This window comes from Streptomyces sp. NPDC059668 (assembly GCF_042734135.1).
In the GTDB taxonomy this organism is placed as follows: Bacteria; Actinomycetota; Actinomycetes; order Streptomycetales; family Streptomycetaceae; genus Streptomyces.
Map to the genome: position 1 here is coordinate 81,309 of NZ_JBHWEL010000018.1, position 17,983 is coordinate 99,291.

The 17,983-nt window shown below is 68.8% G+C and carries 17 protein-coding genes and 1 pseudogene; 11 read left to right on the top strand and 7 right to left on the bottom strand.

Translation table 11 applies throughout. The features are described from left to right. Positions 1-241 precede the first annotated feature (241 nt). Positions 242-727: a hypothetical protein gene (locus ACFV2J_RS16040; protein ID WP_385082409.1), complete on the top strand. Its 486-nt coding sequence runs from the start codon at positions 242-244 to the stop codon at positions 725-727. 289 nt (positions 728-1,016) lie between these two features. Here ACFV2J_RS16040 and ACFV2J_RS16045 read toward each other — a convergent pair whose 3' ends face one another. From ACFV2J_RS16045 to ACFV2J_RS16060, 4 genes are all read right to left on the bottom strand, one after another. Beyond that, the gene (locus ACFV2J_RS16045) at positions 1,017-1,868 is read right to left on the bottom strand and encodes a class I SAM-dependent methyltransferase (protein WP_385082411.1); all 852 of its coding nucleotides are present in this window, start codon (positions 1,866-1,868) and stop codon (positions 1,017-1,019) included. 107 nt (positions 1,869-1,975) lie between these two features. Continuing rightward, positions 1,976-2,398, bottom strand: a complete 423-nt coding sequence (locus ACFV2J_RS16050) for a hypothetical protein (protein WP_385082413.1) — start codon at positions 2,396-2,398, stop codon at positions 1,976-1,978. Between the two features lie 268 nt (positions 2,399-2,666). Continuing rightward, the gene (locus ACFV2J_RS16055; RefSeq protein WP_385082414.1) at positions 2,667-3,614 is read right to left on the bottom strand and encodes a radical SAM protein; all 948 of its coding nucleotides are present in this window, start codon (positions 3,612-3,614) and stop codon (positions 2,667-2,669) included. Continuing rightward, a complete protein-coding gene (locus ACFV2J_RS16060; RefSeq protein WP_385082415.1) occupies positions 3,611-3,877 on the bottom strand; it encodes a hypothetical protein in 267 nt (88 codons plus the stop codon). Before ACFV2J_RS16060 ends, ACFV2J_RS16055 begins: the two co-directional genes overlap by 4 nt. 266 nt (positions 3,878-4,143) lie before the next feature. On the opposite strand from ACFV2J_RS16060, the gene ACFV2J_RS16065 reads away from it, so the two are divergent. Beyond that, positions 4,144-4,425: a hypothetical protein gene (locus ACFV2J_RS16065; protein ID WP_385082416.1), complete on the top strand. Its 282-nt coding sequence runs from the start codon at positions 4,144-4,146 to the stop codon at positions 4,423-4,425. Between the two features lie 67 nt (positions 4,426-4,492). Beyond that, a complete protein-coding gene (locus ACFV2J_RS16070; RefSeq protein WP_385082417.1) occupies positions 4,493-5,500 on the top strand; it encodes a hypothetical protein in 1,008 nt (335 codons plus the stop codon). Positions 5,501-5,620: 120 nt separating this feature from the next. Here ACFV2J_RS16070 and ACFV2J_RS16075 read toward each other — a convergent pair whose 3' ends face one another. Beyond that, positions 5,621-7,081 carry a benzaldehyde dehydrogenase gene (locus ACFV2J_RS16075; protein WP_385082419.1) on the bottom strand — a complete coding sequence of 487 codons (1,461 nt, stop codon included), beginning with the start codon at positions 7,079-7,081 and terminating at the stop codon, positions 5,621-5,623. 463 nt (positions 7,082-7,544) lie between these two features. Here ACFV2J_RS16075 and ACFV2J_RS16080 point away from each other — a divergent pair. The 4 genes and pseudogenes from ACFV2J_RS16080 to ACFV2J_RS16095 form a co-directional block, all read left to right on the top strand. Then, positions 7,545-7,724: pseudogene (locus ACFV2J_RS16080) on the top strand (helix-turn-helix domain-containing protein); the annotation flags it as partial. 102 nt (positions 7,725-7,826) lie between these two features. Next, positions 7,827-8,201, top strand: a complete 375-nt coding sequence (locus ACFV2J_RS16085; protein WP_385082452.1) for a hypothetical protein — start codon at positions 7,827-7,829, stop codon at positions 8,199-8,201. Between the two features lie 462 nt (positions 8,202-8,663). After that, complete coding sequence (locus tag ACFV2J_RS16090) at positions 8,664-10,253, top strand: GMC family oxidoreductase (protein WP_385439186.1); 1,590 nt, start codon at positions 8,664-8,666, stop codon at positions 10,251-10,253. Between the two features lie 438 nt (positions 10,254-10,691). After that, positions 10,692-11,345, top strand: coding sequence for a class I SAM-dependent methyltransferase (locus ACFV2J_RS16095; protein WP_385082423.1), 654 nt, complete (start codon positions 10,692-10,694; stop codon positions 11,343-11,345). Positions 11,346-11,449: 104 nt separating this feature from the next. Here the strand turns inward: ACFV2J_RS16095 and ACFV2J_RS16100 are convergent, their stop codons facing one another. Together ACFV2J_RS16100 and ACFV2J_RS16105 are read right to left on the bottom strand one after the other, a co-directional pair. Continuing rightward, the gene (locus ACFV2J_RS16100; RefSeq protein ID WP_385082424.1) at positions 11,450-12,283 is read right to left on the bottom strand and encodes an alpha/beta fold hydrolase; all 834 of its coding nucleotides are present in this window, start codon (positions 12,281-12,283) and stop codon (positions 11,450-11,452) included. A gap of 115 nt (positions 12,284-12,398) precedes the next feature. Further along, positions 12,399-13,097 carry an alpha/beta hydrolase gene (locus tag ACFV2J_RS16105; protein ID WP_385082426.1) on the bottom strand — a complete coding sequence of 233 codons (699 nt, stop codon included), beginning with the start codon at positions 13,095-13,097 and terminating at the stop codon, positions 12,399-12,401. A gap of 263 nt (positions 13,098-13,360) precedes the next feature. Between ACFV2J_RS16105 and ACFV2J_RS16110 the strand changes: the two genes are divergently transcribed. The 4 genes from ACFV2J_RS16110 to ACFV2J_RS16125 all read left to right on the top strand — a co-directional run bounded on the left by ACFV2J_RS16110 (position 13,361) and on the right by ACFV2J_RS16125 (position 17,944). Further along, positions 13,361-14,308, top strand: coding sequence for a helix-turn-helix domain-containing protein (locus ACFV2J_RS16110; RefSeq protein ID WP_385082427.1), 948 nt, complete (start codon positions 13,361-13,363; stop codon positions 14,306-14,308). Between the two features lie 146 nt (positions 14,309-14,454). Beyond that, positions 14,455-16,641: a helix-turn-helix domain-containing protein gene (locus ACFV2J_RS16115; RefSeq protein ID WP_385082449.1), complete on the top strand. Its 2,187-nt coding sequence runs from the start codon at positions 14,455-14,457 to the stop codon at positions 16,639-16,641. Positions 16,642-16,877: 236 nt separating this feature from the next. Beyond that, positions 16,878-17,321, top strand: a complete 444-nt coding sequence (locus tag ACFV2J_RS16120; RefSeq protein WP_385082429.1) for a hypothetical protein — start codon at positions 16,878-16,880, stop codon at positions 17,319-17,321. Between the two features lie 134 nt (positions 17,322-17,455). Beyond that, entirely contained in the window at positions 17,456-17,944 is a 489-nt protein-coding gene (locus ACFV2J_RS16125) for a GNAT family N-acetyltransferase (protein ID WP_385082431.1), read from the top strand. The last annotated feature ends 39 nt before the right edge of the window (positions 17,945-17,983 follow it).

Consider the following 17,983-nt stretch of genomic DNA (forward strand, 5'->3'; position numbering starts at 1 on the left):
GTCGGGTTCCTGCTGAGGCGGGAGGCCTCAGCCTCTCCGGGCACCGGCTCGGCCGGGGCGGATTCGCCCGTAGGTGAGGGTGTCGTACCCGTACGGGGCCACCTGGTCCCATTCGGTTCACGCGGGCGCGGAGTTCGGGAACAGCGTCTTGGCCGAGCGCGAGGAGACCGCCTGCCTGGCACCGGCGTGAGCTGACGCGCGATCCGATGGCGCGGCGGGCCGTTCTGGCAGCATGACGGCCATGAGACGCGTCGTGATCCTCGGCCGTGGGGGCGCAGGGAAGTCAACCCTCGCGGTCGCGCTGGGCACCGCAACCGGGCTACCCGTCATCGAACTCGACAAGCACTTCTGGGGACCGGACCTGGAGGTGACTCCCCCTGACCGGTGGGTCGCCGTCCAAGAGGAACTCGCCCGCACCAACCAGTGGATCATGGACGGCGATCTCGGCCCCTACGACGTCCTCGACGTCCGCCTCCGCAGAGCCGACACCGTTCTCCTGCTCGACTACTCCTTCCCCCGCTGCGCCTGGCAGGCACTGCGCCGCTCGCGGGAACGGAGCGACTTCTGGCTCTGGGTGTGGTCATGGCGCCGCCGGAACCGACCGCTCCTCCTCAAGGCGATCACCACTCACGCCCCAGATGCGCACCTGCACGTGCTCCGGAACCCGCGCGCAACGGCGCGCTTCGTCACACGGATTCGGGCTGCCCACAACGGTGGACAACCGTGATCGTTGCTCCGTCGTCGTCGCCGAGTCCCTCCTGCCGCGCACGGTTCCCGGCTCGACCGCATTGACCTCGGCGGGGCGTCCCGGAGCCCGGCCGGCATCCGTCCGAGCATCCGCGTCGCGAAGCAGCCGCCCGTCGCGCAGAGCATCTCGTTCGTTCCGCCGGACGGGAGGCTCGCCTTCGCCGGCCGCCCTCGGCGCCTGGTGGCCCGCGACACCGGTTCCTACGAGGCACGGCAGCGACCGGCCGAGAGCCCCGGGAAATCGATCGTCCAGGGAGCCGGGAGGTGCTCTACCGGCGGACCGCCGAGATCAGTCCGCCGGGCCGCTCCTCCTGCTGCGGCGGGGTGTTGATCGGACGACCGTAGGCGGCGGCGCGCTCGCGCAGGGTGTGGCTGTCGGCCTCCCAGCCGTGCCCGGCCAGCCAGCCCACCGGGTCGTCGGGCATCTCCGAGACCCACATGGACGCCGCCGATCCCGGCTCGGCGTCGGCGCCAAACCGCTCGATCACGCCGCGCGATCCCAACGTCAGCCCCATCCGACTGCCTGCCGCCGACTGCGCGCTGATCCGGGCCAGCAGCAACTCCACGGCGTCCTCGGGCAGATAGATCAGCAGTCCTTCGGCGATCCACACGGTCGGCAGCGCCGGGTCGTGCCCCGCGGCGGCCAGCGCGCCTGGCCAGTCCTCACGCAGGTCCACCGCGACGGTGATCCGCTCGCAGCGTGCGACGGCACGCTCCTGGCGCAGGACCGAAGCCTTGAAGTCCAGTGGCGCGGCGGTGTCGACCTCGAACAGCCGGGTGCCCTCGGGCCAGTCCATCCGGAAGGCCCGGCTGTCCATCCCGGCGCCGAGCAGCACGACCTGCCGGACCCCGGACGCGGAGGCGTGCTGCAACAGGTCGTCGAGGAACTTCGTCCTGATGACGATGGAGAACACCACGCCCAGCCGACGGCGTCGCGTGGCCTCGTCACCGGGCAGCGGCGGCGAGGAGGGCCACAGGCCGCCGGCGGTGGCGAAGGCCTGCGCCAGGGGGTCGCGGAACAGCGCGTTCTCCCGCTCGCTCTCCAGCGCCCGAACCCTGGCCACCCCCACGGCCGTGGCCCACACTCCCGACGGCTGCACCCGCTCCTGCTCATCAGTCACCACGCCAGCCTAGATGGTCGTTTCCAGGGGGTCTGATGAGGGGAGCCAGGTGCGTGCGCGGCCGGCAGCCCCGCACGCGGAAGGCGAGCACCCCCACCCACGCCTGGTCAGGCGGAGGCGAAGGCCTCCTCGGGAACATCGTCGAGTACGAATCCGTTGTCGAGCCGGACGCGGACCGTGACGCGGAGCATCCGTCGCTGGTAGGCGACCCATTGCTCCTCCAAGGCCCCCACCTGCTCCCCCAGTTGCTTTCTGCTCGCCGACGGCATCTGGTGGCCGTAGTCGTCGAGGAGCGACTTGAGGCGCAAGTACTCACGGACCTCGTGGCTCTGCTGCCGGTGGTGCTCGTCCACACGCTCGACGGTGCCGGCGGTTCCCGCCGCCAGGGACAGAGAAGCGGCGAAGGCACCCGTCTCCTCCGGGGGCTCCTCGGCCGGGGTCACCGACCCGGCCAACCGGAGATCCGTCGCCAGCCGCACCCGTTGGCCCACGTTCAGCGTCATCGATCCTTCGTCTTCCTCGTCGGTCACCGGCGATCCGGCACACGTGGCGTCGCCAGGCGTACCGGAGGGGACAGGATCATCCCATTGACAAGAGCAACGACCGGGTCGGCCAAGGACCGGCTGATCAGACGGGTTCACGAGCAGGCCCACCAGGAAGATCGCGGAGAGGTGGGTACGGGGAAGCCGGCCCGGCTCGTACGCCATTGCCGCACGAGCCGGGCCCCCTTCCCAGCTTGGGTGGTGCGAGCAAGGAACCCTTCGGCACATGACCCAGCCCATGAACGGGCACCGCTCTCTACAATTCCCGCACTGTCGGCAGAGGTTCGCACGACTGGGTACACAGCAGCGGCTCGCACGGACACGAGAGATCGGGCACACAGCACTGGGGACACAAGGTAGGAGCGGTCTTCTCCCTCCACACCGTGTCGTGGATCTCGCGGCGGATCCGCGCGAGCTCGTCACCGTGCAGGATCTCTTCCAGCGTCTGGTCCAGAACGTCACCGACAGCCCAGTCCCTGGACATGACGCACGGGAAGACCTTTCCGTCCGGCGCGACGGCGAGGTTGCCGTTCCAGCAGTGACCGCACAGGCCCGAGAGGCTCGCGGGCTGTCCCAGAAGGTCCTGCCCCCGGCCGAACTCCCGCACCTCGGAGGTCCGCACCGAGCCGTCGACACCGAGGTCGAGCAGGAATTGCCTGGTGCGTTCCGCGGCTTCGGCGTCCCCCTTCACCGCGATGACTCCCACTCGTGTCCGCACACCCTTCTCGACGAGCCGGCGGAGGTTGGCCACGGTGCGTCGGTGGCTGCCGCGCACGGTGGTGACGGCATCGTGCACAGCGGGGTCGTCGGAGTAGACCGAGGTCGCGAAGTGGACTCCCTTCTCGGCCGAGAATGCGAGGGTCTCCTCGTCCAGCGTGGTGAGGTTGGTGAAGACCTCGACGAAGTTGAAGCCGATGTCCACACTGCGGCGCATGAGTTGGTTGAAGGCCGGGTGGAGCTGGGGCTCGCCCCCGATCAGCTGGATCCGACGACAGCCCAGGTCATAGGCCTGGCCCATCACCGAGCCGTAGTCAGCAGTGGTCAGCACGTCCCGGTCGCCGCTGAGCGGATGCGAATCCGTGTAGCAGTGGACGCACCGCAGATTGCAGCGGTTCGTCAATTCGAGCCAGAGGAAGTTCAGGACTCCGTCGACGTCCTCCGGCGTCGTGCGGGTCGTCGGCTGTGTCGCTTCCTGAGCACTCACCGGTTTCCCTCCGCCTCGGCCGAGGCCTGTCCATGTGCTCCATCCGCGTGGTCCTTCTCCTGACCGGGAATCGGCATCAGGAGCAGCTCCCCGTCCCAGTTCACCGGCGTCATCGTGACCCGGAGCTGGTATGCGGGGCCGCCGTCGACCTGGAACTCCCACGCCTGGCCGATGGTGAACCACGTGTCACTCTCGGGTTCGTTCCTCGCGCGGAGGGCGAACTGCGGGGGGCCGGAAATGGCCGGCAGAGAATCCTGGGACACAGCTGTCGCCCTCCTGACGATCATGCGTTCGATGGACGCATCCCAGCTTCACCACGTGCCGACGGCTCCGCGATCCAGGCACCTCCGCTTGAGGCACGGAGTCGCCCGGATGGGCGCAGGCGAATGGCCTTCCGGTCCGCTGGTCCATGGTTGGGCCGACCAGAAGTGGACGCTGACACGGGTGAAGACGCTGATCAGCCCCTTGTCCCACGTGAGCCACACGGTGGAGGGCGCATGGCGGCTGCCGGGGCTCCGGACGTGTGTCGATGGCAGGCAGGACCTGCTACAGACTCGGTGAGAGGTTCCCGCTGATCCACCTCGTCCGCGAGTATCGGGGCCGTACGAACGAGCCGAAGGGCTTCGGCTGGCGGGGCTTACGCGACCTGCTCGTCCGCGCCAGCATCCAGCTCGGCGCCCCGATCGTGTCGGCCTGGGACAACATCCGTCTTCACCTCACCAAGCCGCTGCGGGAGTGCAGAGACCCGAACGCCACCGGGCCACTGTCGAGCCCCGCTGTGCCTGTCCGCCGGGCGTCCAGCGTCGTCTGAAAACCCCTTGCTCCCCGGTCCGCCTGCTTGGTGGGATGCAGGGACTTCGAGGGTGGGAGGGAACAGCTTGGCGGTGTTCGGGTGTGCGGGCTGCGGCGCGGTCCTGACGGCGGCGGTGTCGGAGGTGGCGTTGCCGATCCACCTGGCCGACACCCACTGGGAGACGCTGCACCCGCCACTGCTGGAGGCCGGGACCTACGCCGTGGACCCCGCCCCGTACGGGCCGCCGTGGCGGCAGTGGGACGAGGTCGGGGCGCTCGAGGCGGCCGAGCGGGGGCGCTTCGCGCCGTCCCGCGCGCTGTCCGACGGACCGTCGGACACCGTCCTCCTCGCGCCCGGTGACATGCGCGGCACCGGGCTGATCCTCGGGCGGACCGGGGGCTACTGCATGGGGATCGATGGGAGGGACGGGCCGAACCTTGCCTGTCTGGGCTGCGATCTGCCGGTTGGAACGAGGATGGACGACTGCGGGTGCTGGCAGGTCGTCCGGCTCGTCCCGCAGGCGGTGGTGCGGCTGTCTGGCCCGCCGGAGCGGCCGATCATGGATTGGGCGGAGTTGATGGCCACCGGCGCGCTGTGGCACCGACTGCGCGAGTACCAGGACATCCCCGCGGGCGTGGCCCTCGCCCAGGTGGTGGTGGCCGCCGGGGGCGCGCCGGTCGAGGTGGCGCCCGGGCCGGTCGCGGAGCTCCTCGGCCGGGCACTCGGCGCGCTGCTGCCCGCTGGGAAAGGTGCGAAACGGCTGGACCTGGCGGGACCGGGGTTCGGCGAGCCGGCCACTGACCTGGTGCTGGTGCCGGTCCATCCACAGACCGGAGACGTGTGGCAGCCGCGTTCCGGGGCGGTGCCGGTACCTATGGATGCCATGCTCTGGGCCGAGCTCGCCTTCCCACCACACCGGACCCGGCTGCCGGTGGTCGGCGGGCTGCCGGCCGGTGTGGAGCGGGACGACCCGCTGCCGCCGCACTCGTGGTACCCGTTCCAGCCGTCCAGTGAGGCGTTCCGGTACACGCTCGCGCGGATGCCGGCCGTCAGGGAACCATGGCTGCGGGCGATCTACGACCGAGGATGCTGACCCGTCAGAGGTAGTGCAGACCCGGAGGTGGAGCTCGACGCAGACGGCGTGGTCATGGACCGGGTCGCAGCTGGGACCAGGACACCCCCTGATCACACAGGGCTGACCGACATCACACATTCAACTCCAGTAGCTCGGAACCTGTGAGTTAACAGTGATCCACCGGGTGTCCGTATATGCCTCGATGTTCGCCGGGGCACTTCCGAAGCGTGCCGAGTTTCCCGACGCGCCCATCCCCCCGAAGGGAGCATGAGCTTCGTCCACCAGTGTCTGATTGTTGACATGAGCCATTCCCACGGGAATGCGTTGAGCAATTGAAAGGCCGGCTGCGACGTCATCGGTGAAGATTCCCAACGCGAGTCCAAACTCGGTGCCAGCCGCCAACGCGACGGCCTCGTCAGTGGTAGAGAAGGGGGTGACGCAGGCGACCGGGCCGAACACCTCGTTTTCGTAGGCCGGAATACCGGGCCCGGCGTCAGCGAGAACGGTAGGCCGATAAAAAAGTCCATCATGGATTCCTCCCGTGAGCAGTCGGGCGCCTGCCGCAACGCTGCTCAAGACGAGAGAGTGGATCTTGTCACGCTGCTTGGCATCGATGATTGGCCCGAGTGCCACCGCTTCCGACTCCGGGTTGCCCACCACGAGTTCCGATGCAGACGCAGCAAGCCGCGTCACATATTCGTCGTAGATCGACTCGTGAACCAGATGCCGGCCGATGATCACGCAGCCCTGCCCCTGGTTGAAGAAGCTTCCAAAGGAAATCGCGCTCATGGCCCGGTCGAGATCGACATCACCGAGCACGATCAGTGCGTTGTTTCCGCCCAGTTCGAGGTGTGCACGGGTGAAATGCCGCGCGGCAAGCGCACCGACCGCACGGCCGGCCTGCGTAGAGCCGGTGAACGAGATGGCCCGCACACCAGCGTGCGAAACCAGAGCCGAACCGATGTCCCCACCCCCGGGGAGTACGTGGAGGAGCCCGGCCGGCAGCCCCGCCTCCTCGAAGATCCTCGCGAGGACGACACCTCCGGAGACTGGAGTCCGCGGGTCGGGCTTGAGGATGACGGCGTTGCCCAGGGCAAGGGCCGGCGCCACAGAACGGATCGACAGCCAAAGGGGCATATTGAACGGTGCGATGACACCGACAACGCCGACAGGTGAGTGAACTGTCATACTCAACTGAGAAGTCTCGGACGGGATGACCTCGCCCAAGGCGTGGGAGGGTAGCGCGGCAGCCTCGTGGCACTCCCGGACAGCAGCGGTCAACTCCGTTTTCGCCTTGAGTCGAACGCCGCCCGCTTCATGGATCAGCCAGTACTGGACGTCTTCGAAATACTGCGTCCACAGATCAGCCGCCCTTCGCAGGATGCCGGCCCGCTCGCCGAACGGCCGTGCAGCCCAGGAGACTTGCGCATCCCTGGCTTGTGCCACCGATCGATCCAAGTCGGCGGCGTCTGCACGGCCGACGCTACCGATCTCAAGTCCTGTGGCCGGCTCGGTCACGGAGATCTCTCCACCACCGGCCACTCTCCACTTGCCGGTGAAGATTTTGCCACTCCAACGCTCATCACAGAGAAGACCCATGTCGGCCCCATCTCTCCCAGTCTTTGACAAATTCCTTTGGACGAAAAATCTCGCGAATGCGGTTCCCATCTCGACGCTTGGTGTTCGGGAGGCCTCCACCATTACGGAAAGCATCTCCGTATTCATGGATAGGCGAAGTATCCTCATCGTTCAACTGCGCATTCCGGTGAGCGGAACAGCTCCGGAAATAGGCCGCTCCACTCCGTCGCTGGCGGCTACGGCGACGTGGAGCGGCAGGGGCGAAACCGGCATGGTGAGCGCCCTGGACGGTGACTAGGGACTGATCACGACGGCAGGCACTCGAGCGGCACCGAATGACGGCGGTGGCGGCAACGGCCACGCCACCGGGCTCGCACATCTTGGCACGTTGACTCATGGATCGAGAAAAGAGAGCAATTTATTCATAGTATTATTTAAGCGTCTTGCTTACCTTCCTTGAGGCAGTCGAAGGGGGCGATGGATGATGGAAGATCTACCGTCGGGTCGCGAAAGGCCTAACGACGGTGTGGTGCACAGCACTTTCGCGCTTGTACGTGCCCTTGTCCTGGCCCAGCGTCCGGTCGGCGTCACCAGCCTCGCGGCAAGCACGGGGCTGCCCAAGACGACAGCCCACCGCCTTCTCGAGCAGATGGCTCAGGAGGGTGTCGTGGAGCACCGGGACCACAAATGGGCGATCGGGGTGGGACTGAACGGCCTCCCTCAAGCCCCATACCGGTCGGACCTGGCAGGCGTCGCGCATCCTCGTATGCGCGCACTGACCCGTACCACGGGCGCCTCCCTGTTCCTTTACACCCAGTCGCCGGGACAGCCGCTCAACCCGCTCTCCCGGTCCTACGGACCCCGGATCGGTGCCGTCATGACCGCTTCCGAGCAACGTCGGGGCGCCGAACATCCAGCCTCCGCCATCTGGCACGCCCTGAACCTGGGCGGACTCGCCGCCGAGTACAGCGAGGCCGATCCGAGGTGCGACTGTCTCGCCATGCCCTTCGCTCTGGCCTCCGGCGACATGGCGATCCTCACGCTGGCGCAGTCCAGGGGCGTGAATCTGGAACCTTGCAAACGTCTACTGGACAAGACCTCTGCCCTGATCCTCACCGACATGCGCCGCCTGAAGTACTGAGCCTGGATCCACCGAACGGTGATCGAGGCGGGAGAGGGCCGCCGACGCACGAGAAGGCGCAGTCGGCCGGAGCCTGCAACGGATCCGATGCCGTGTCGGACGCGAACGAATGTCACTGGTCGCGGGTGCCCGCAGCATCGACGATTGGGTCTGTCGCGGGACGGTGAAATGGCAACCAGGTCGTCTGTCCGGACGTGCACTCGACGGCGAGACAGGTCCACGGGGCGGCCGAGCAGGGCGGCGGACACGGGGTTTTCCGGGGCTCCGTTCCGCTGACCGGAACATGCCCTGCCATGTGAGTTCCGTCGGCGTTCTACTGGCAGTGGTTCATCGCCGATCTTCTGATCGCGATGATCCGATGGGACCCCGAATTCCTGATACCGGTCGCCAGGGCTTTGAGACTTTCCCGTTGGCCGAACGACTGCTGACGCAGGACACTACGCACAAGAAGAGATGATTGGCATGCGCACGAAATCTCGCGGTCGCGACGCTCTCGGCGATCATTACGATTACGTCGTCGTGGGCGGTGGGGCGGCAGGCTCTGTAGTGGCAGGGCGGCTCAGTGAAAGTGCGGACCGCACTGTTCTGCTCCTGGAGGCAGGAGCCGCGGACACCGATCCCGACATTCTCGCGCCCCGCGGTGCGGGCCATCTTCTGCGTGGCGAGTACGACTGGTGCGATATGACGGTCCCTCAACCGGAGTTGAGCGGACGTGAGGTCCCCATCTCTGCCGGCCGAACCCTCGGCGGTGGCGGTGCAATCAACTTCCTCGCGTGGTATCGAGGGCACCGGCTGGATTATGACAACTGGGCCTCGAAGGGCATGCGGGGCTGGGGATGGTCCGATGTCCTGCCCAGGTTCCGGCGCAGCGAGGACCATGAGTCAGGGGCCTCGCCACTGCACGGCACCGGGGGGCCGATCGCGGTCACGACTGCGAAGGACATCAATCCGATGTCTCTCGCGTTCATCACTGCCGGTGTGGAGAACGGCCTCCCGTTCAACCGGGACTTCAACGGCGCGGAACTCGATGGTGTGGGACTCCAGTACAGCAATGTGCGGTCCGGCCGGCGCAACAGTGCGGCACACGGCTACCTGCACCCGGCTCAGCACCGGCCCAACCTGACTGTTCACACCCATGCCCTGGTCCAGCGCGTCGTGCTGGACCAGGGGGTCGCAAGGGGCGTGGTCTTCACCGATGCCGCCGGACGGGAGGTGACCGTGGGCGCGAGCTCGGTGGTGGTCTCGGCGGGTGCGATGCGTACGCCACAACTACTCATGCTTTCCGGTGTGGGACCGGCCGAGCATCTGCGAGAACTGGGCATTGAAGTGGCACATGATCTGCCTGGAGTCGGTGGCAATCTGCACGACCACCCCGCGGCGATGATCCGTTGGCCTGTCATCCACGGAGACACGTGGATTCAGGACTTCACCCCCGAAAACGAGCGGCTGTACGCCGATTCGCGTAGTGGTCCCCTGGCATCGCCGATGGGGGAAGCTGCCGCCTTCCTGCGCTGCGGTGCTGACGCCCCTGCACCCGACATCCAACTCATCCCCATGGTCATGGACTTCACCGGCGGACCCGATCCGACCTTCACCTGCCTGGTGGTACTGCTCCGGCCCGAGAGTCGGGGCACCATCAGACTGCGTTCTGCGGATCCTTCGGCCAAGCCCCTCGTCGATCCCCGCTACCTTTCCGGCGAGGCCGATCGTGAACTGCTCGTCGAAGGAACGCGTCGAACCCTCGGCATCGGCTCCGCCCCCGCCCTGCGGCCCTACCTCGGGAAGGCGGCCGTCTCCACGTCCGACAGGGACGATGTGCTGCTGCAAGCGGTACGGGACAGCCTGATCTCCATCAATCACCCCGCGGGAACTTGCCGAGCGGGCACGGACGCCGATGCCGTGGTGGACCCGGCTCTCAAAGTGCGTGGCATCGAGGGACTGTATGTCATCGACGCGTCCGTCATGCCTGATCTGCCGCGAGGCAACGCCCACGCGCCCTCCATCATGATCGGCGAACGAGGAGCAGATCTGCTTCTGCAGTCCTCCCGTTGACCGCATGCGTGACGGAGAAACCCCAAACCGCGGCTTGAACAGCCCTCCACCGGCAACAGCCGACGCCTGCCTCATGGCATTGGCTCCGCGAAGTCCTCACTCGGCGACCCCGGGTGCACCCTCAGTTGCCGCCACGGCGCCGGCTGTCCATCACCCGGCCCAACGCACGCGAGGCGACAGCGACCCTGTCCGTGGCGGCGCAAACCCCACTGTGTTGGCGCCGTTGAGCTTCTCCCCCAGGTTCGCAACGGCTGAGATCACGCCAGGTGAGGCAAGGAACGGGCGAACTTTGAACCAGGCTCAGGGGCTGTGACCGCCTGGCTGATCGCATGGGTGCGCCAGGTCGACATGGCGGCCGAGGGCCCGCAGAGCTGGCTGTCGGGCAGGTCGCCATGGCCGTGCCACGGCCTGTCAGTTGGTTGGTCTAGGGTCGCCCGCATGACCGAGCCCTGCTTTCTGACCGCGGTCCGGGAGTCGTACGACACGGTCGCCGCCGACTACGTCGAACGCGTCCCGCCGCCGGCCGAGATGGACCCGCTGTCACGCGCGATGCTGGCGGGGTTCGCCGAGCTCGTGCGGACAGCCGGTCTGGGGCCGGTGGCAGATCTGGGGTGCGGTCCCGGACGGGTGACGGCGCACCTCGCCGCGCTGGGGGTGTCCGCATTCGGCGTCGATCTGTCACCGAAGATGATCGGGCTGGCCCGCCAGGCCTATCCGGACCTGCGGTTCACCGAGGGCTCAATGACCGCCCTGGAGACGGGGGACGACGAACTCGGCGGCATCCTGGCCTGGTACTCCACCCACCACACGCCCCCGCAATGGCTGCCGGCGGTGTTCGCCGAATTCCACCGGACGCTCGCGCCCGGCGGCTACCTGCTCTGGGGAGACTATGTCGGCGATGAACGGCTGCAACCGACCCACGGCTATGGCCGTCCGGTCTCCTACGAGTCGTACCTTCTGCCTTTGGGCCGCATGGTCGACCTGCTGAGCCAGGCCGGGCTCGTCGTCACCGCGCGATTGGAGCAGGAGCCGGGCGGACGCGTGAACAGACCGCACGCCTGTCTCCTGGCCCGCAAGCCAGCCGGAACCTGAGCGAGTTGGCGATCGGCGAACCCCCACCCCCGGCTTCACGCGCACCCCGCCAGTCGATCGTGCCCCGGCCCGTGTGGTGCGGGCCGGGGCGGGGTGGCGGGGTGTCAGCAGGTCGCCTGGGCGGCGTCCTCGATGAGGCGGGTGGTGATGTCCGGGTGGCTGATCATCGCGATGTGGGACGAGTTCGGCACTTCGACGACCTTGCGGAAGTTGGCGCGGCTGTACATCCAGCGTTCGGCCGCGGGCGGGATCGCCTTGTCCTTGCCGGCGACCAGCCCCCACGACGGGATCGTCCGCCACGCGGCGGCCTGGGTCGGATACGTGAAGGAGTCGGCGTCGAAGGGCCGTTGAGTGGCCTGAAGGAGTCTGAACGTGGCTGTGGACACGTCGGCGGCGAAGGCGGCCTGGCCGTCCTTGCTCAGGTACAGGTCGGTTCCGGTGGTGCCGTCGGGCTTCGTGTAGGGGACCGGCACGCTCACGGGCAGGACCTCGCTGCCGGGGAACTTGTCGATGAGCTCGCCCTGGGTCTCGCCCACGTCCGGTACGAACGCGGCGATGTAGACCAGTGCCTTGACGTTGCTCTTTCCGGCGGCGGCGTTCGTGATGACGGTTCCGCCCATGGAATGTGCGACCAGCACGACCGGGCCGCTGATGGAGTCCAGCAGACTCGCGATGTACGGGGCGTCGGTGGGGATGCCTCTCAGCGGGTTCGACCCGGCGATCGTGGTGTAGCCCTTGCTCTGCAAGGCCGGAATGACCCCGTTCCAGCAGGATGAATCGGCGTAGCCGCCGTGGACCAGCACGATGGTCGGCTTGGCCTTGGGGGTGTGGCGGTCGGCCGCGGACGCGGTCCGGGTGAGCGGGCCTGCCAGGGCTGCCGTGCCTGCGACAGCGGCACCGGTCGCGAGCACGGTGCGGCGGGAGGGCTTGGAGTTCACGGGGACTCCTCGGGTCGTAGGTGTCGAGGACGGGGTGGTGCAGGACGTCCGGGCATCACCCCAGGGGTCTGGGCCCGGCCGTCGGGTGACGCGGTGCGGGGGTGCCCGCCGCGTGTCACGACTGCCCGTTGAGTCCTTGGGCCGCCTGGGCGATGACGGCGGCCACGACGGCCGGACGGGATACGTAGACGGCGTGGCTGCCCGGCGTCTCGGAGACGGTCGCCCCGGCTCGCTGGGCCATGGCGCGCTGGGCGGCCGGGGGGATCATCCGGTCCTCGGTGGCGACCAGGTACCAGGACGGCTTGGTCTGCCAGGCGGGCTGGGTGACCGTGCCCTCGAGCGCGGCGATGCCCCAGGGGACCTGGGAGTCGGCCATGAACGCCGCGACCTGCTCGGGCACGTCGGCCGCGAAGGAGGCGGCGAACTTCTCGCGGTCCAGGAACAGGTACCCGTCCCGGGGCGGGAGGATCGGCGGGACGGGCGCGCCCGGCGGCGGGTCGGCGATCAGGGTGTTGACCGACTCGCCCTTGTCGGGGGCGAACGCCGTGATGTAGGCGAGCGCCGCGACGTTCGGGTGGCTGCCGGCCTCCGTGATGACGACCCCGCCGTAGGAGTGACCGACCAGGACGGCCGGGCCGTCGAGGCCGTCGAGGATCTGCTGCGTGGCGGCGACATCGCCCGTCAGCGACAGGGTGGGGTTCTGAACGACGGCCACCTGGTAGCCGTCGGCGCTGAGGTGGTCGTACACACCCTGCCAGCCTGATCCGTCCACGAAACCGCCGTGCACGAGTACGACGTTCTGGATTGCCGTCATGGCCTCTCCTGACCGGATGGACAGGCGCTGCACCTGCCCGGTGCACTCATCCAAGTCAGCCGGAGCGTGCGTGAACACGCAGAACAGCAGGCAGATTTGAGGTTCGCCCGCGGTTCGGGCACCGGCATGGGCGACTCCAGGGCGCGGTCCCGGCTTCGCCGCCGACCGGGCCCGTAAGGACTCCCCCGGCCGGGCGGAGCAGCCGCACGGGTCCCACGTACGCGGGTTCAACGGGGCGGCGCGCGCGACCGTAAACTGGCGCCATGCCGGTCGTGCTGAGTTTTGACGGGGTTGTCGCCGATGACCGGGCCGAGTTCTGGCGCGACGCGTGCACGCGGACTTTCGTGGGGGTCGAGCCTTCGGGACGGCCGGGCGAGACGATCGGCGGCAGGGTCCGGGCCTACGAGGTCGACGGGCTGGCGGTGGGGGACATCGCGGCGACCGCGCAGTCGATGACGCGCACGCAGCGGCTCGTGGACGATGCCGACGCCCACTACCTCCTGCTCGGCATGCAGGTGCGGGGGGTGGGCGGGATCGCGCAGGGCGACCACCGGACCCGGCTCGGCCCCGGTGACTGCGTGGTCCTCGAGTCGCGTCGCGGATTCGAGTTGGACTTCACCGGACCCTTCAACCTGTGGGTGTTCGCGTTTCCGCAGCGCCTGGTGCGGCTCAGCGAGCAGGAGCAACGACGGCTCGCCGCCCGGCGGGTGGACGGCCGCACCGGTCTGGCCGGGGTCTCCCGCCGTGCGCTGCTGGATCTGGCCGGGAACGCCGACGAGCTGAGCCGGTCGCGGAGCGCGGGCGCGCTCGCGCTGGCGAACGATCTGCTGGTCGCGCTGCTCAGCGAGCCTCTCGCCGAGAGCCGGCGGCTGACCGGCTCCCTGCGGCGGACCCTGCCTTTGCGGATCAAGGACCACATCGACCGGAACCTGGCCGACCCGGGACTCGATCCGGTCCGGGTGGCGACCGCGTTCGGTATCTCCACCCGGTATCTGCACAAACTGTTCGAGCCCGAGCGGGAGACGGTGGCCCACTACATCCGCGACCTGCGGCTCGAACGGGTCAGGATGCGGCTGCTGGACCCGCGCTTCGCCGGCCGGCCGATCTCGACGCTCGCGTTCGACGCGGGATTCGGCGACCTCAGCGGTTTCAACCGGGCGTTCAAGGCGAAATACGGGGTCAGCCCACGGGAACTGCGGCAGGGCGAGTAGCCGCGGCGGTGCGCTCCGGTCCTGGCCGGGGTTCACTGTCGTCCGTGTCTGCGCGGGTGCGGGCTTCCATCATGGGACTTCGTCTCGCACAGGTACCCGGCCCGTAGGAGTGTCCCATCGCTACGCAGAACGGCTTCGGTGAGGTACTGCGTGGGCACCGGCGTGCCGCGCGTCTGACGCTGGAACAGCTGGCCGAGGGGTCGGGGGTCAGCGTCCGCACGCTGTCGGACATGGAGCGGGGCCGGAGCAAGGGGCCGCAGCACCGGACCGTCACCGCGCTCGCCGACACGCTGGCGCTCGACGGCGACGCCCGCACCCGGTTTCTGGAACTGGCCCGCGACGGCAGGCTCGGGGACCACTGGAACCGTCCCGCGGGCGGACTCCACGACCTGCCCCGGGCCGTGGAGGACTTCACGGGCCGCTCGGAGGAACTCATCTGGATGAGCGATCTCGTCTACAGCGAGAGTTCGCCGGGCGTCGGCGTCGTCGGCCTGATCACCGGATCCGCCGGACTGGGCAAGACCACTTTAGCCGTCCGCGCCGCACACGCGTTCTCGCCGAGCTTCCCCGACGGGGTCGTCTTCCTCGACCTGTTCGGCATCTCGCAACGGCCGCTGCCCGTCCCCGAGGCCCTGCGAGCGTTGCTGCGCACCCTCGGCGTGCCCGACCGCCGGATCCCTTCGGACCCCGGGGAGCGGGCCTCGCTCTACCGGTCGCGCATACGGAACCGCCGGATGCTGGTCATCCTCGACAACGCCGGGTCCGAGGAACAGGTACGCCCGCTGCTGCCGGGCGGAGGCGGGAGCCGGGCCCTGGTCACCACCCGGCGGCTGCTGGCCGGCCTGGAAGGCGTGCGCAGGCTCGCCCTCGGGCCGCTCGGGCTGACGGAGTCCACGCATCTGCTGGCCGGTATCCTGCACGGGCGGGCCGTGGACGACGCGGCCCTCACCAGGCTCGCCGAAAGGTGCGGGGGCCTGCCTCTCGCACTGCGGATCATCGGGAATCGGCTGCTCAGCCGGCCGGACTGGGACGCCGGCGAACTCGCCGCCCGGCTCGCCGCCGAAGGACACCGCCTCGACCAGTTCAGGGCGGGGGATCTGCGGATCGCGGGCGCCTTCATGATGTCCTACGACCAGCTGGCACCTTCAGCGCAGCAGGTCTTCCGTAGATTGGCGTCGATACCGGGGCCGGACTTCGACGCCGCGCTGGCCTCGGTCGCTGGCGGGCTCCCGCTCGGGGACACCTGGGCGGCGCTGGACGATCTCGTGGACCTCGGCCTGCTCCAGGACGGCGCGGCGGGAAGGTACCAGTTCCACGACCTCGTCCGGCTGTTCGCCCGGGACCGGCTCCGGACGGAGGAGGGCGACGACGCCGCGGCCGCACCGGAGCGGGTGACCTCCTGGCTGCTGCGCACGGCGACGGCCGCCGGGCGCTGGTTCGAGCCCGGATACGGCCGGCCCGACCCGGACTTCCCCACGCTCGGCAGTGCGGAGGAGGCCGAGGAGTGGCTGCGGGCGAACGTGGAGAACTGGCTGGGGGCGCTGCGGTCCGGGACAGCCGCCAAGGAGTACTCACTCGTCCTGGACTGCGCCGAGTCGATGCACTGGTTCTCCGATCGCTGGGCGCACGCCCCTCACTGGCGCGAGGTCTTCAGCCTCGGCCTGGACGCCGCCGTCGCCCTCGCCGATACGGCGCAACAGGCGACGCAGCTCAACTACCTCGCCTGGGTCGACTGGGTGCCACCCAGCGACCCGGAAGCCATGCTCCGCCGCACCGCACAGGCCCTGGAGCTGGCCGAACTGAGCGGCGCCACGACTCAGGTCGCCGCGGCACACGACTACACCTCACGTGCCCTGCTCGCGCTGGAACGGCCCGACGAAGCCGCGGCGTCCGCGACGACAGCGGCGGAGATGTTCCGGGCTGCCGGGGAGGTCGACGCCTACGTGCAAGCTCTGTCGCAGATTGGCCACTGTCTCCGGAACGGAGGACGCCTCGCCGAAGCCCTTCAGCAGTACCGCCTGACGCTCGAACTGATCGACGACGAGGGAGCGGGGATGACTCCCACCATCGCCGCGCAGTGCCGTCCGTACGCGCTGATGCGTATCGGGCAATGCCTGGCAGGTCTCGACCGCCGCGCGGAGGCGGTCACCGCACTCATCGAGGCGGTGGGACTGATGGATGCGCTCCAGCCGAATTTTCGGCAGGCCGAAGCCCTTGAGACGCTGGGTGCCCTGCTCGATGACGACGGACACCGCTACTACCTGCGAGCGGCGCGGGCCTATCGGGAGATCGGGGACGAGGCGGCGAGTCTGCGCTGCGAAGCCGCCACCTGATGCACCCTTCTCCCCACCACGTCCTCGCTGCCCGGGTACGACACGACGACTTCAGCACCGGCCCGTTCCCCGGCCCCGGTCCCGGTCCCGCCCTGAAACCGGCCGGCCGGCGGACGTGGCAGCGCGGCGTGCGGCGGCCGGACGCCTGGTCGCGGGATCCTCGCCTTGACCCGTACAGGGGACTTCCGATCCCTGGCGCACCGAGGATTCGTGCCGGGATGGTTACGGTGTGGCCCATGCCACCAGAGCTGTCTCCAGACCAGGTCATGCGAGCGGTCGCCGCACTCGAAGCGGCGTGGGCCGGTGACGATGACGCACTGGCCGTCCTGGTGCAGAGCGGGCACGGCGAGCGGCCGCTCGCGGAGCTCGTCGCCCAGTACGGCGCCAGCCGACTGCAGACCATGGTGCTCGTCGCCGGTGGCATCGCCCAGCTGGACGGGGCGGAACAGGAAGAGTCGCTGACGCAGTGGCGGGCGGGCCCCGTCTCGCATGTGACCTCGGTCGCGATGACCATGATGTCCGGCTGGGCCCGCGCGGCCGGTGAGGACGTCCAGGCCACGGGCGACCTCGCCCGACATGCCCTGCAGGCCATCCTCTCCTTCACCACGATCGGCGACGACCCGCAGGACGTGCGGTCACTGTTCGCGTACTTGCGGGACGACGCCGTAGCTCATTCGTGAGGAGACTCCGCTGGCAGGCATCCGTCCGGACATGGCCGCGAGCGGAGCGCGTGAAGGTGGGCGGTGCTCGGTTTGCGCGCGCCTGTGGCCGACCCGGCGCGCCAAAACACTCCCGGGTGCGAAATACTCTCCCGATGAGTTCACGCAGGGCCCCGATCAGCCAGATGATCACGATACGGAGGGCCGTCGCGCGGGATGCCAAACGACTCACGCGGCTCGTGCGTGGCTCGGGCGCCTACGAAGGCAAGTACGCGGCCGCGGTCGCGGGCTACCGGGTCGGCCCTGATTACATCGAGGCCCATCGCACCTTCGTGGCCGTCGGCGCCGACGAGCACGGAGGCCAGGTCCTCGGGTTCTACTCGCTCGTCCTCGCGCCACCGGAGCTCGACCTGCTGTTCGTCGCCGACGAAGCGCAGGGACGGGGTATCGGACGCCTGCTCGTGGCGCACATGCAGTCCGAGGCCCGTGCCGCCGGGCTCGACCGTCTCAAGGTCGTGTCGCATCTTCCCGCCGAGGGCTTCTACCACCGCGTCGGCGCGGTGAGGACCGGGACCGCGTTCGCGAATCCGCCCGCCGTGCCGTGGGACCGTCCCGAATTCGAGTTCCGCATTCCTTCGGAATGACGCGGTGTGCCCGCGGGCAGCCCTGATCGGTGCGGCCAC